The 13,245-nt window shown below is 68.5% G+C and carries 11 protein-coding genes and 1 tRNA gene; 6 read left to right on the forward strand and 6 right to left on the reverse strand.

Annotation, left to right across the window (positions count from 1 at the left end; genetic code table 11):
• Nucleotides 1-177: 177 nt before the first annotated feature.
• The 3 genes from AC07V5_RS00170 to AC07V5_RS00180 all read right to left on the reverse strand — a co-directional run bounded on the left by AC07V5_RS00170 (nt 178) and on the right by AC07V5_RS00180 (nt 3,251).
• The gene (locus AC07V5_RS00170) at nt 178-1,545 is read right to left on the reverse strand and encodes a GH1 family beta-glucosidase (RefSeq protein ID WP_495113447.1); all 1,368 of its coding nucleotides are present in this window, start codon (nt 1,543-1,545) and stop codon (nt 178-180) included.
• Between the two features lie 302 nt (nt 1,546-1,847).
• A complete protein-coding gene (locus AC07V5_RS00175; RefSeq protein WP_495113448.1) occupies nt 1,848-2,885 on the reverse strand; it encodes a LacI family DNA-binding transcriptional regulator in 1,038 nt (345 codons plus the stop codon).
• Between the two features lie 12 nt (nt 2,886-2,897).
• Nucleotides 2,898-3,251: an HU family DNA-binding protein gene (locus AC07V5_RS00180; RefSeq protein ID WP_495113449.1), complete on the reverse strand. Its 354-nt coding sequence runs from the start codon at nt 3,249-3,251 to the stop codon at nt 2,898-2,900.
• Nucleotides 3,252-3,354: 103 nt separating this feature from the next.
• On the opposite strand from AC07V5_RS00180, the gene AC07V5_RS00185 reads away from it, so the two are divergent.
• The gene (locus AC07V5_RS00185) at nt 3,355-5,433 is read left to right on the forward strand and encodes a putative bifunctional diguanylate cyclase/phosphodiesterase (protein ID WP_495113450.1); all 2,079 of its coding nucleotides are present in this window, start codon (nt 3,355-3,357) and stop codon (nt 5,431-5,433) included.
• A 206-nt stretch (nt 5,434-5,639) separates the two neighbouring features.
• Here AC07V5_RS00185 and AC07V5_RS00190 read toward each other — a convergent pair.
• The 3 genes from AC07V5_RS00190 to AC07V5_RS00200 all read right to left on the reverse strand — a co-directional run bounded on the left by AC07V5_RS00190 (nt 5,640) and on the right by AC07V5_RS00200 (nt 8,399).
• Nucleotides 5,640-5,724, reverse strand: a tRNA-Leu gene (locus AC07V5_RS00190).
• Between the two features lie 54 nt (nt 5,725-5,778).
• On the reverse strand, nt 5,779-7,290 hold the full coding sequence (amaB, locus tag AC07V5_RS00195; RefSeq protein WP_495113451.1) for an L-piperidine-6-carboxylate dehydrogenase: 1,512 nt from the start codon (nt 7,288-7,290) through the stop codon (nt 5,779-5,781).
• Nucleotides 7,291-7,304: 14 nt separating this feature from the next.
• Nucleotides 7,305-8,399 (reverse strand): saccharopine dehydrogenase family protein, encoded by a 1,095-nt coding sequence (locus AC07V5_RS00200; RefSeq protein WP_495113452.1) that lies wholly within the window; start codon nt 8,397-8,399, stop codon nt 7,305-7,307.
• 121 nt (nt 8,400-8,520) lie between these two features.
• On the opposite strand from AC07V5_RS00200, the gene AC07V5_RS00205 reads away from it, so the two are divergent.
• From AC07V5_RS00205 to AC07V5_RS00225, 5 genes are all read left to right on the forward strand, one after another.
• Nucleotides 8,521-8,985, forward strand: coding sequence for an Lrp/AsnC family transcriptional regulator (locus AC07V5_RS00205; protein ID WP_495113453.1), 465 nt, complete (start codon nt 8,521-8,523; stop codon nt 8,983-8,985).
• Between the two features lie 13 nt (nt 8,986-8,998).
• A complete protein-coding gene (locus tag AC07V5_RS00210; protein ID WP_495113454.1) occupies nt 8,999-9,571 on the forward strand; it encodes an NnrU family protein in 573 nt (190 codons plus the stop codon).
• Nucleotides 9,568-10,050: a GNAT family N-acetyltransferase gene (locus AC07V5_RS00215; protein WP_495113455.1), complete on the forward strand. Its 483-nt coding sequence runs from the start codon at nt 9,568-9,570 to the stop codon at nt 10,048-10,050. Before AC07V5_RS00210 ends, AC07V5_RS00215 begins: the two co-directional genes overlap by 4 nt.
• A gap of 79 nt (nt 10,051-10,129) precedes the next feature.
• Entirely contained in the window at nt 10,130-10,882 is a 753-nt protein-coding gene (locus tag AC07V5_RS00220) for a substrate-binding periplasmic protein (RefSeq protein ID WP_495113456.1), read from the forward strand.
• Between the two features lie 118 nt (nt 10,883-11,000).
• Entirely contained in the window at nt 11,001-13,244 is a 2,244-nt protein-coding gene (locus tag AC07V5_RS00225) for a C1 family peptidase (RefSeq protein WP_495113457.1), read from the forward strand.
• The last annotated feature ends 1 nt before the right edge of the window (nt 13,245 follow it).

The following is a 13,245-nucleotide window of genomic DNA, read 5'->3' on the forward strand; positions in this document are numbered from 1 at the left end:
CCTAGCAAAACGCAACTCGGAGCTTAGCGCCTGATCGTGACCGAATTTCCGTGCCTTTGTCGGGGCAAACGCGGAGGAATGCATGACCCGTGACCCTTGCAACGCATTGCAAGGGCTCTCAGGGGCCTGAGGGTGCAGTGAGCCACGACGTCATCGACGTCGGGCTGGCGCACGGCCTCAGCGTCGCGCGTGGTGGCGGGCGACGAGGTCGCTGTACCAGTGGGCGCTGTCCTTGAGCAGGCGCTGCTGGCTCGCGTAGTCGACGTGGACGAGGCCGAAGCGCTTGTCGTAGCCGGAGTTCCACTCGAAGTTGTCGAGCAGGCTCCAGTAGAAATAGCCGCGTACGTCGGCGCCCAGGCTCATGGCCGTGGCCAGGGCCTGCAGGTGGCTGGACAGGTAGGCGATGCGCTCGGCGTCGGGCACATGGGGCTCGGGGCCGTCGACGATGCGATCCGCATTGGCCATGCCGTTCTCGGTGATGAACATCGGTGGCGGCGAGTACTCGCGGGCCAGGCGCACCAGATGCTGGGCGAAGACCTCGGGCACGATCTCCCAGCCCATGTCGGTGAAGCCGCGCTTGCCGGGGCCCTTGACCGTGTTGCCCTCGGCGTCGAACAGGCTGCGCGTGTAGAAGTTGATGCCGAGGAAGTCCAGCGGCCGGCGGATGCGGTCCAGGTCGCCGGGCTCGATCTTGGGCGCGTCGGCACCGACGTGCTCGAAGGCGTCGGCGGGATAGGCGCCGCGAAAGATCGGGTCCATGTACCAGCGCACATTCAGCCCGTCGTCGATGCGCGCAGCGCGGCGGTCGGCCTCGTTGGGCGTGGCCGGGAAGGACGGTGTGTGGTTGAGGACGATGCCGAGCTTGGTCTTGGTGACGGCGCGCATCGCCTGGATGGCGTCGCCATGCGACAGCATCAGGTGGTGGGCCACCTGCAGGCTTTCGGCACGGCTGGTGCGGCCGGGCGCGAACTGGGCGGTCTCGTAGCCGAGGGTGGCCGTGCACCAGGGTTCGTTGTGTGTCGCGATGCTGGCCAGGCGGTCACCGAAGCGGCGCGCGATCTCGGCGCCGTAGTCCGCGAAGCGGCCGACGATGTCGCGCGACAGCCAGCCGCCGATGCTCTCCTCCAGCGCTTGCGGCAGATCCCAGTGGTACAGCGTGCCGTGAGGCTGGATGCCGGCTTCCAGCAGGGCGTCGATGAGGCGGTCGTAGAAGGCGAAGCCCGCTTCGTTCCAGGCGCCCTGCCCCAGCGGCTGCACGCGCGGCCAGGAGAAGCTGAAGCGGTAGCAGTCCAGGCCCAGGCCCTTCATCAGCGCGACGTCATCGCGGAAGCGGTGGTAGTGGTCGCAGGCGACGTCGATGTTGGAGTCGTCCTTGATGCGGCCGGGCTGGCGGCAGAACGCATCCCAGATGGACGCGCCCTTGCCGTCTTCGAAGGCGGCGCCCTCGATCTGGGCGGCACTGGTGGCCACGCCCCAGAGGAAATCGGGCGGAAAAGACTGGGCGAGGGTGGCGGGGTCGATGCGAGCGGTATCGGGGAGATTCATGGTGAGCGGGCAGGCCGGGCAACGGCGTGGGATAGACGTGGCGGCGGGGCGCGCAGACCGAGCCGGAGCTCAGCAGGCGTCGGGACTTCCGTGGAGAGTCGGTAGGTGCCGATGCACTGGATTTGCCGATCCAGTGAGCTCATCTTGCCGATCACTGACAGCGTTGTCAATACGCGCTGATAGCGATACCTGGAGCGTCGCGCGGCGTCATGAGGAACTGCGGGGAAGTGCGGCGGAGATCGTCGGAGCGCCAGCATGCGGACGAGCCCGCCACCGCCTGGCGCCTAGGCGCCGAGACCGGCTCAGCGGGCTCGCGTGGAGTCGCGCACGACGAGCTCGTGCGGCAGTACCTTGTGCAGATCCGCCTCCTCGGCGGGCGCGGCCATGTCGGGCCGCTGCACCGACACGAGCATCTCGACAGCCGCGCGCGCCATCTCGGCGACTGGCTGGCGCACGGTGGTCAGCGGCGGCCAGACGAGGGCTGCCGTCGGCGAATCGTCGAAGCCGGCAACCGACAGATCGTTCGGCACCGGCAGCCCCAGGCGCTGGGCCGCAGCGAGCACGCCGAGGGCCATGTCGTCGTTGCTCGCGAACACGGCCGTCGGGCGCTGGCGGCGGCTGAGCAACTGGTGAGCGGCATCGCGGCCGCTGGCGAAGGTGAACGTGCCGGGCTGGATCAGCTCGGGATCGGGCTCCAGGCCATGCGCACGCAGCGCATTGACGAAGCCCTGGTAGCGCGCCGCGCTGGCCGACTGGTCCGGCGGGCCCTTGATGAAGGCGATGCGCGTGTGGCCGAGGCTGAGCAGCAGGTTGGTGATCTCTTCGGCCGCATGCACGTCGTCCATGCGCACGGAAGGCACGCCGCGCAGATCGCGCTCGGGCGACATCAGCACGCAGGGCGTGCCGCTTTCGCGAAGCGCGGCGAGCACCTCGGGGTTGTCGCACAGCGGCGGCGTCAGGATCATGCCGTCGGGCCGCAGCGCCATCACCATGCGGTCGATCTGCTGACGCAGGTCGGGCGCGTCGTTGTGCAGCGACTCGACGACGAGGTGATAACCCAGCTCGCGGCATCGCAGCGTGGCACCTTGCTGCACGCTGCCGACGAAGATCGCGCTGGGGTCGTAATAGAGCAGGCCGATCAGGAAAGACCGTCCACCTGCGAGGCTGCGTGCCGACTGCTTGGGCCGGTAGCGCAGCGCCTCCACTACCTTGAGCACCTGATCCCGGGTGCTTTCATGCACGCCGGGCTCATGGTTGAGCACACGCGATACGGTCTTGATCGACACGCCCGCTTCGCGGGCGACGTCGACGATGGTGGGACTGCCGCTGCGTGAGCTCACGATGGCGAAGAATTACTTCTTCTTGGCCTTGGCGGCCGGCTTTGCTGCGGGCTTTGCGGCCGGCTTGGCAGCAGCCTTCTTGGCGGCAGCCTTGGGGTCGACAGCAGCCTTGAAGCCAGCGCCGGCGGTGAACTTGGGCAGCTTGGCGGCGGCGATCTTGATCTTGGCGCCGGTGCTGGGGTTCACGCCGTTGCGTGCAGCGCGGGCGTGCTGCTTGAAGGAGCCGAAGCCCGGGATCGACACGGCGCCACCCTTTTTCACGGTGGTGACGACGGCGTCCAGCAGGGTCTCGAGGATGCGGCCGGCTTCGGCCTTGCTCAGCTCATGCTTGGCGGCCAGGTGTTCGATCAGATCGGTCTTGTTCATGCGGGGGGTCTCATCCAAAAAACGCGCCCGAACGGCTCGGGCGGGCGAGATTGTGGCGCATGGCGACGGGCATACAGTCCGCAGAGTCCCCAATCCATCGACGATGCCGCCGCCTGTGCACTTTGCCTCACTGCTCGACGCCCTGCCTCAACAGGTCTGGAAGTCAGATGCGCAGGGCCGCCTGCTGTGGATGAATGCGCGGCTCGCCGAAGCACTGCATCGCCCCGCGCTGCCGACGCCGCTGGCCCAGTGGCTCCACGAGGACGACCGCACCGCCTTCACCGCGCGTTGGGCCGCAGCCCAGGCCACGGGCCGCTTCGAGATGGAATACCGGCTCGGCGCGAACTGGGTGCTGGCCCAGGCCCAGCGCCTGCCGGACTCGCCGCTGTGGCTGGGCACGCACACCGACATCGCCGCGCGGCGCGCCGCGGAGGTGCGGCTGCGCGAGTCCGACGAGGTCTGGAAGCTGGCCCTGGAAAGCAGCGGCGACGGCGTCTGGGACTGGCATGTGCAGCAGGGTATCGAGCACTTCTCCGAGCGCTATCTGCGCCTGCACGGCTTCGAGCCCGGCGATGTGGCCGCGACGCCCGAGGCGTTCGATGCCCGCACCCACCCGGACGACCTGGCCCAGATGGACAGGGACCGCGAGGACCACTTCGCCGGCCGCAACGCCATCTACCGCAACGAGCACCGCGTGCTGGCCAAGGACGGCACCTGGAAATGGATCCTCAGCCGCGGCATGGTGATTGCACGCGACGCGGCGGGCAAGCCGCTGCGCATGGTGGGCACGCACACCGACATCACCGACCGCAAACGCCAGGAGGCTGTCGTCTGGCAGCAGGCCCGGGTCGACACGCTGACCGGCCTGCCCAACCGCCGCTCGCTGCGCGAACGCATCGAACGCGCACTGGCCCTGCGCGCGATGCGCGGCGAGGAGTTGGCCGTCATGTTCGTCGACCTCGATCACTTCAAGGAAGTGAACGACTCGCTGGGCCACGACGTGGGCGATGCGCTGCTGGTGCAGGTGGCCGGCCGGCTGCAAGACTGCATGCCCTCGGGCGGCGCAACGACCGGCGTGGTGGCACGCATGGGCGGCGACGAGTTCACCGTGCTGCTGGCCACCGCGAACGCGGCGTCGGCCGCCGCGCGGGTCGGGCAGGAGTTGCTGGAGGCGTTGTCGGCGGCCTTCGACGTCGGGGGCGAGCGAGTCTATGTATCGGCCAGCATCGGCGTCAGCCTCGCGCCGCGCGACAGTGTCGAGATCGAGGCGCTGTTCAAGCATGCCGACCAGGCGCTGTACGAGGCCAAAGGCGCCGGCCGCAACCGCATGAGCCTGTTCACGCCGGCCCTGCAGGAGGCCGCGCAGCGCCGCGCCCGCCTGGCCAGCGAATTGCGCGAAGCCCTGCCGGCCGGGCAGTTCAGCCTCGTCTACCAGCCCATCCTGTCGCTGCGCGATACGACGGCCCCGCCGCGCAAGGCCGAGGCGCTGTTGCGATGGACCCATCCGACGCTGGGCGAAGTCAGCCCCGCCCAGTTCATTCCGCTGGCGGAAACCAGCGGCCTCATCGTCGACATCGGCGACTGGGTGTTCCGCGAAGCCGCGGCGCAAGCGCAGGCCTGGCGCGCCGCGGGGCATGACGGATTCCAGATCAGCATCAACAAGTCGCCGGTGCAGTTCCTCAGCGAACGCAGCCACCGCATGCCGCCGGACTGGGTCACGCATCTGCGCGGGATGGGACTACCGGGCGACGCGCTGGCGGTGGAGATCACCGAGGGCCTGCTGCTGGAGCGCGACGAAGCCGTGGCCGAGCGGCTGCGTGCGCTGCGCGAAGCGGGCATGGCCATCTCGCTGGACGACTTCGGCACCGGCTATTCATCGTTGAGCTATCTGCAGCATCACGACATCGACACCGTCAAGATCGACCGCAGCTTCGTTGCCGGGCTCGAGGGCGGTGGCAAGGCGCTGGCGCTGTGCCGGGCCATCGTGACGATGGCGCATGAGCTGGGAATGGACGTGGTGGCCGAAGGCGTGGAGACCGAGGCGCAGATGGCGGCGCTGCGGGAGATGGGCTGCGACTGGGGGCAGGGGTGGTGGTTTGGGAAGGGCGTGCCGGCGGCGAAGTTTGAGGAGCGGTGGTTTGGCGCCACCGATGCGGGCTCGGTTTCCGCCACCACTCGCTAAGGCGCCCATCGAGGGCACCTTAGCGGGGACTCGGTCACCTCCGGCGCCCCCGGCGGCCGGCAACGCGCCAGAGGCGCGAAGCCTTCACCGAGGCGTCGGACAAGCCGCAGGGCTTGTCCTCGGTCCACGACGACACGCCTTTCGAGTCCTCTCCTGGGCACCAAAGCAAAAAGGCCAGCACTTGCGTGCTGGCCTTTTTCTTTGTTTGGTGCCCAGGAGAGGACTCGAACCTCCACGGAGTTACCCGCTAGTACCTGAAACTAGTGCGTCTACCAATTCCGCCACCTGGGCTTTCAGGGAGGCCGGACTATAGCCCAGTTCTCAGCCCCCGCTGACGAAGTCGACTCAGATGTCGAACTTCACTCCCTGAGCAAGAGGCAACTCGCTCGAGTAATTCACCGTGTTGGTCGTGCGGCGCATGTAGGCGCGCCACGCGTCGGACCCGCTCTCGCGGCCGCCGCCCGTTTCCTTCTCGCCACCGAACGCGCCACCAATTTCCGCACCGGACGTGCCGATGTTGACGTTGGCGATGCCGCAGTCGCTACCCGACGCGCTCATGAAGCGCTCGGCCTCGCGCAGGTCGGTCGTGAAGATGGCCGACGACAGGCCTTGCGGCACGCCGTTCTGCAGCTCGATGGCTTCTTCCAGCGTCTTGTACTTCAGCGTGTACAGGATGGGCGCGAAGGTCTCGTGGCACACCACTTCGGTCTGCGACGGCATCCGCACCAGCGCCGGTGCGGCGTAGTAGGCCTCGGGGAAACGGTCGGTCAACGCACGTTCGCCACCGCTCACCAAGCCGCCTTGCTCACGTGCGGCGCTCAGCGCGAATTGCATCGCGTCGAAGGCTTGGGCATCGATCAGTGGACCGATCAGCGTGCCGGGCTCCACCGGCGAACCGATGGGCAGCTGCGCGCGGGCGCGGTCCAGGCGGTCGACGAGTGCGTCATGGATGCTCTCGTGGACGATGACGCGGCGCGTCGTCGTGCAGCGCTGGCCGGCCGTGCCGTAGGCGCCGAACAGGATGCCGCGCACGGCCAGGTCCAGGTCGGCGCTGGGCGTGACGATGATGGCGTTGTTGCCACCCAGCTCCAGCAGCGAGCGGCCGAAGCGCGCCGCAACGCGCGGGCCGACAGCGCGGCCCATGCGGGTGGAGCCGGTGGCGCTGACGAGAGCCACGCGGGTGTCGTCCACCATCGCTTCGCCCACATCGGCGCGGCCGATGATCAGCTCGGACAGGCCGTCAGGCGCGGTGTTGCCAGCAGCGCGATAAGCCTTCAGCGCGCGTTCGAACAGGGCTTGCGTGGCCAGCGCGGTCAGCGGCGTCTTCTCGGACGGCTTCCAGACGCAGGCATCGCCGCAGACCAGCGCGAGCGCCGAGTTCCAGGCCCAAACGGCCACGGGGAAGTTAAAGGCCGAAATGATGCCGACGACGCCCAGCGGCAGCCACTGTTCCATCATGCGATGGCCGGGGCGCTCGCTGGCGATGGTCAGGCCATGCAGCTGGCGCGACAGACCGACGGCGAACTCGCAGATGTCGATCATTTCCTGGACTTCGCCCAGGCCTTCGCTCGTCACCTTGCCGGCCTCGATGGAAACCAACTGGGCCAGTTGCGCCTTGTGGGCACGCAGTTCTTCGCCAAACAGGCGGATCAGCTCGCCACGCTTCGGGGCCGGCACGACGCGCCAGGCCTTGAAGGCCTCATGCGCACGGCCGACGGCCGCCTTCATGTCGGCCGCGCTGGCGGTGGGCAATTGGGTCAGCACGCTGCCGTCGATGGGCGAGCGCACGGTCAGGTCACCGGAACCCGGCAGGTGGACGCCGAGGGCGTCGAGGACGGAAAGGGTTTGTTGCTTCATGACGAACATTGTCCTCAAGAGATCGATTCGACTTGACGGGACTGTTGATACGCCGAGCCGAAGCGGTTGGCAAGGAAGTCGGGCAGCTTGACCTCTTCCTGGCGGACAAAGCCCTTCTGCGGCAGCTTGCCTTCGCGGAACAGGTCGACGGCGGCGCAGATGCCGGCGGCGGTCGTGATCTGGATGGCCGACAGCGGCTGGGCGCCATCACGCGTGGCGAAGATCTTGCGGGCGAAGACTTCCTGCAGCAGCACGCCATTCTTCTGGCCGGACACGGTCACGAACACCAGCACCACGTCCTGCATCGTGGCGGGCATGCTCTTGCGCATGATGTCCTTCAGCAGGTTCTGGTCGCCCTTCAGGCCCAGGTCGCCCAGCAAGAACTGCATCAGGTCGCGGTGGCCGGGGTAGCGCACGGTCTTGTAGTCGAGGTTGCGCACCTTGCCCGCCCAGGTCTCGCACAGCGTGCCCAGGCCGCCGGAGGTATTGAAGGCCTCGTACTCGGTGCCGTCCAGGCTGAAGTGCTCCAGGCCTTCCAGCGGCAGCGCAGAGATGGTCTCGCCTTCGTGGACGGCTTCGCAGGGGTGGCAGTACTCGTTGATGAGGCCGTCGACCGACCAGGTCAGGTTGTACTTCAGCGCATTGGTCGGGAAGGCCGGCAGGGCGCCGACGCGCATCTGCACGTCGCGCACCGAGTCGAAGCCGCTGGACAGGTGGTGGGCCACGATGCCGATGAAACCCGGCGCCAGGCCGCACTGCGGCATGAAGGCGGTCTTGGCGCCTTCGGCCATCTTCATGATGGCCTTGGTGGCGGCCACGTCCTCGGTCAGGTCGAAATAGTGGCAGCCGCATTCCAGCGCCAGCTCGGCGGCGGTGATGGCCAGGTGGTAGGGCAGCGCGTTGACGACGGCATCCTTGCCACGCAACTGGGCGGCCAGGGCGGCGCGGTTGTCGCTGTCGACTTCGGCCGTGGCGATGCCCTCGGCAGCCAGCACTTTCAGGTAGCCGGGGTTCTTGTCCAGCACTGTCACTTGATAGTCGCCGGTGGCGTGCAGCAGGCGGGCGATGGTCTGGCCGATGTGGCCGGCGCCGAGCAGGGCGATCTTCATGAGGAGCTCCAGGCAGGTGTTTGCGTTGGGCCGAACTCTAGGCAGGGGTGATGACGAAAGAAAGCACTACTCCGACGAAAGCAATTGCTGTTTCGACGATTCGTCGCGATGATTCGTCGTTATGGATGAATTACGGGTAAACCCGATCGCCTCACCCGACGACCTCGACCGCCGCCTGATCCTGCTGCTGCAGGCCAACGCGCGGGAGAGCACGGCCACGCTGGCGCGCAAGCTGGGCGTGGCGCGCACCACCGTCGTCGCACGCCTCGCCCGGCTGGAGGCCAGCGGCCGCATCGTGGGCTACACGGCGCGGCTGGGTGGCGACGAGGCCGGCCGCAGCGTGCAGGCTTTTGTCGGCATCACCGTCAGCCCCAAGGCCGGGCGCGAGGTCGTCAAGCGCTTATCAGAACTGCCCGAGCTGCGCCAGCTCGCGTCCGTCAGTGGTGAGTTCGATTACATGGCGCTCCTGCGCGCCGACACTACGGCCCGGCTCGACGCGCTGCTCGACGAGATCGGCGACATCGACGGTGTGCTGCGCACCAACAGCTCGGTCGTGCTGGCACTGCGCGTCGACAGACAAACCTGAACGGGAGACTTCCATGATCTGGCTTGCCCTCGGCCTCACCCTCTTCCTCGGCATCCACCTGGCGCGTGCGCTGGCGCCGCAATGGCGCGACGCGCAGATCGCCCGGCTCGGCGACAAGGCCTGGAAGGGGCTGTACACCGTCGTCTCCATCGTCGGCTTCGGCCTGATCTTGTGGGGCTTCTCGCGCGCAAGGCTCGAGCCCGTCGTGCTGTGGCCGTCCATCCGCGGCATGAACCACCTCGCCTCGCTGCTGGTGCTTGTCGCCATGATCCTGATGGCCGCGGCCTACGTGCCGCGCAACCACTTCAAGGCCAAGCTGCAGCACCCGATGACGCTGTCGGTCAAGGTCTGGGCCTTCGCCCACCTGATTGCCAACAACACGCTGGCCGACGTCATGCTGTTCGGCAGCTTCCTCGTCTGGTCCATCCTCGTGTTCCGCGCGGCACGCCGCCGCCCAGGGCCGGCAGCGGCGCCTGGCACCGTCGCAGGGACTGCGGCCACGGTCGTCGTCGGCGTGGCCCTTTGGGCGTTCTTCGCGTTCTGGGCGCACGCCGCGTGGCTGGGCATCGCGCCGCTCGGCCGGTGATCCGGCGGGTTACCGCGGCGGATGCCGAGGCCTTCACCGCCGCCGCGCGCCGCAGTCGCACGCTGCACCGCCCCTGGGCCACGGCGCCCTGCGACGGCGCGGCCTTCGAGCGCTATCTGGCCCGCTTCGATGGCCACGCCCACCACGGCTTTGTCGTCGAGGCGGATGGCGAACTGGCCGGCGCCATCAACCTGACGAACATCGTGCTCGGCGCCTTCCGCAGCGGCTACCTGGGCTATTTCGCCTTCCAGGGCTTCGAGGGCCGCGGGCTGATGACCCAGGGCCTGAACGCCGTCGTTCGCCTGGCCTTCAAGGACCTCGGCCTGCACCGCGTCGAGGCCAATATCCAGCCTGGCAACCTGGCGTCCCTTGCGCTCGCCCGGCGCTGCGGCTTCGCGCTTGAGGGTTATTCGCCCAGGTATCTGAAGATCGCCGGGCGCTGGCGCGATCACGAACGCTGGGCGCGTGTCAGGCCATGAATCCCGTTAGCGGCGGGCATAGACTCGCACGCTGATGATTCGTCCCTCTCGTATCCTGTGCGGCCGCTGGGTGCGCTCAATGGCCTGGCTAGCAGGCGCGGTGGCCGCGGCCACCGGCGCCCAGGCCAAGCCCCTCACCGCCTGTGGCGAACCCGGCGTCGGGCCGCCCTGGCTGTACCGCACGCCGGATCAAACGCAGCCGTTGAGCGGCTTCCTCGTCGATCTCTGGCCGCCGCTGTTCGCCAAGCTCGGTGTCGAGCTCAAGTTGATCGGTGACCTGCCCTTCAAGCGCTGCCTGCGCGCGGTCGAATCCGGCGAGATCGATTTCGCGCTCGCGGCCTACTACGACGATGAGCGCGCCAAGACGCTGGCCTTCTCCAAGCCCTACAAGACCTTCACGCCCCAGGTCTTCTTCCGTGCGGCGCAGCCGCTGAAGATCGCCGACCGCGCCGGGCTGAAGCGCTGGCGCGGCTGCGGAAAGAACGGGTCGACCTACGCGCACTACGGGCTGGGCCCGAACGACCTGGACCAGGGCGCGCGCAACTACCAGCAGCTGATCGAGAAACTGCTGCTCGGCCGCTGCGACTACTTCGTCGAAGAGCTCGAAGTCATCGCGCAATGGGAGCTCGGCAAGGTCGATCACCTGGCCACGCCGGGGCTGGCCCACGCGCCGCTGCCCGACGTGCCGCCACCGGCCTTCCATCTGGTCGCCGCGCGCGGCAGTGCGGCAGCTGAGTTGCTGCCGCGCCTGGATGCCGCCTTCGCCGAGGCCATGCGCAAGGGTGACGTGGCGCGCCACTGGAAGCGGCACGCGGGCAAGCTGCCCTATTGAGGCCCCAGGCCGACGACGCCGACCTTAATCATGGGGGTCAGTCTCACCTGCGCGCTTGTCGCGGCGCAGGCGCGCGGCCATCATCCGCCGTTGTCACGAAGACAGTCCAGGAGACGCCATGGCCACCAAGACCCGCAAGCCCGCCGCAAAGCAGACGGCTGCCACCAAAGCCGCCGCCAACGCCGTGCCCGCGCCCAAGCTGGACGCCCGCCCCGATCGCCTGGACCTGCGCGACCTGGTCTACCGCGCGCCGCTGCGCTCGCTCCCCGCCCGCTGGCCGCAGGATGCCGACCTCAAGCGCCTGCTGCCCGCCTACGTGAAGGCTGGCCGCATCCTCAACCAGGGCAACGAAGGCGCCTGCACGGGCTTCGGCCTGGCCTGCGTGACCAACTACCTCTACTGGCTGCGTCACATCGCCACGCCGCGCGGCCGCACGCCGCCCGAGACCGTCAGCCCGCGCATGTTCTACGAGCTGGCCAAGCTCTACGACGAATGGCCCGGCCAGGACTACGAGGGCTCCTCCTGCCGCGGCGCGCTCAAGGGCTGGCACAAGCACGGCGTGTGCTCGTCCACGCTGTGGCCCTACCCGCTCGACCGCGACGGCAACGGCGTCTTCGAACGCCCCGGCGCGGGCTGGGACGATGACGCGACGACCCGGGCGCTGGGCGTCTACTACCGCGTCGACAAGCGCAGCGTCGTCGACATGCAGGCCGCCATCTACGAGATCGGCGCCATCTACGTGTCGGGCGACGTGCACGACGGCTGGACGCTCGATGAATCGGACATGCCTGCCAGCCACGACAAACTGCCGCGCATCGAGCGCATGGCCAAGAAGACCGGCGGCCACGCGTTTGCGCTGGTGGGCTACAACGAACGCGGCTTCGTCGTGCAGAACAGCTGGGGCACTGGCTGGGGGGCGAGCGGCTTCGCCATCCTCAGCTACGAGGACTGGATCACCAACGGCACCGACGCCTGGGCCGTGGCCCTGGGCGTGCCGCAGGACCTGTCGGACATCAAGGGACGCCAGCCCCCGGCGGCCAAGGGCGGCAAGGCGGCGAAGGCCGCACGCGTGGCCGGCGGCTTTCGCGTCATGGCCGGCCGCGGCCTGTCGGACGTGGGCGCCACGCTGCGCCAGGACGACAACCCGCGCGACGACCCCTGGCCCTTCAACCACGTCTTCGCGCACAAGCCCTACCAGCCGCTGCGCACCGAGGAGGCCTACACCCACACGCTGGTGTCGGGCAACGACGGCCAGCTGATGTCCACCGACTTCACCCGCGCCCGCAACGACCGCGAAGGCCTGGCTCGAGAAATCGTGGTCGAACGCCCCGCGGCCTGGTTCAAGGCCAGCAAGGACAAGACCGTCAAGCTTGTCCTCTACGCCCACGGTGGCCTGAACAACGAGATCGGCTCCGTCCAGCGCATCCGCGTGCTGGCGCCCTACTTCCTCGCCAACGGCATCTACCCGCTGTTCTTCACCTGGAAGACCGGCCCCGGCGAGACGCTGAACGACATGCTGGAGGACCTCAAGCACCGCATCGTCGACGGCGCCGACCGCAGCGCGGGCTGGCTGGACCGCATGCGAGAAGTGGCTGCCGAGGCCAAGGACCGCGCCATCGAGGCCATGGGCCGCCAGTTCGCGCGCGGCATCTGGAGCGAGATGCGCGAGAACGCCGAGGGCGGCGCCACGGCCGACCATGTCCTCGACCTCACCGCCCGCATGCTGCGCGAACTGCGCGACACGCTGGCCAAGAGCGGCAAGACGCTGGAGGTCCACCTCGTCGGCCACTCCGCCGGCTCCATCCTGATCGGCCACCTGCTCGGCCGGCTCGGTGGCGCCAACATCGTGCCCGCCGCCAGCTGCGAGCTCTACGCCGCCGCCTGCTCCAGCGGCTTTGCCGTGCAGCACTACGGCGCAGCCGACAAGGCCGGCGTCTTGTCGCTCAACACGCTGCGCCTGCACGTGCTGACCGACGCCAACGAGCGCTGCGACGGGCTGCCCGATGCCCGGCGCGACATCTACGGCAAGTCCCTGCTCTACCTCGTGTCGCGGGCGTTGGACGACGTGCGCAAGCAGCCGCTGCTCGGCATGGAGCGCGCGCTGGTGAAGCCCGACCCGGCCTGGGTGGACGACCAGTGGGTTGGCCCACCCAATGCCGACGTCGCCGCCTGGCTCAAGCTCTGGCCCGCCGGCGCCCTGCTCAACCGCGTCACCTCGCCCAAGGTCCGCATCACCAAGGCCGGCGACCAGATCGACGCCGGCCATGGCAGCTTCGACAACAACATCGACGTGCTGACCGGCACGCTGGAACGCATCCGCGGTGGGGCGCTCGTCGCGCCGATGGAGTGGCTGGACTACTGAC

This window comes from Roseateles sp. GW821-FHT02E12 (assembly GCF_059421665.1).

Excerpts from the sequence above, each read along its gene's own strand:
- AC07V5_RS00170 (WP_495113447.1), bottom strand. The coding sequence starts at position 1,545 with ATGAATCTCCCCGATACCGCTCGCATCGACCCCGCCACCCTCGCCCAG.
- AC07V5_RS00180 (WP_495113449.1), bottom strand. The coding sequence starts at position 3,251 with ATGAACAAGACCGATCTGATCGAACACCTGGCCGCCAAGCATGAGCTG.
- AC07V5_RS00185 (WP_495113450.1), top strand. The coding sequence starts at position 3,355 with ATGCCGCCGCCTGTGCACTTTGCCTCACTGCTCGACGCCCTGCCTCAA.
- amaB (WP_495113451.1), bottom strand. The coding sequence starts at position 7,290 with ATGAAGCAACAAACCCTTTCCGTCCTCGACGCCCTCGGCGTCCACCTG.
- AC07V5_RS00200 (WP_495113452.1), bottom strand. The coding sequence starts at position 8,399 with ATGAAGATCGCCCTGCTCGGCGCCGGCCACATCGGCCAGACCATCGCC.
- AC07V5_RS00205 (WP_495113453.1), top strand. The coding sequence starts at position 8,521 with ATGGATGAATTACGGGTAAACCCGATCGCCTCACCCGACGACCTCGAC.
- AC07V5_RS00210 (WP_495113454.1), top strand. The coding sequence starts at position 8,999 with ATGATCTGGCTTGCCCTCGGCCTCACCCTCTTCCTCGGCATCCACCTG.
- AC07V5_RS00220 (WP_495113456.1), top strand. The coding sequence starts at position 10,130 with ATGGCCTGGCTAGCAGGCGCGGTGGCCGCGGCCACCGGCGCCCAGGCC.
- AC07V5_RS00225 (WP_495113457.1), top strand. The coding sequence starts at position 11,001 with ATGGCCACCAAGACCCGCAAGCCCGCCGCAAAGCAGACGGCTGCCACC.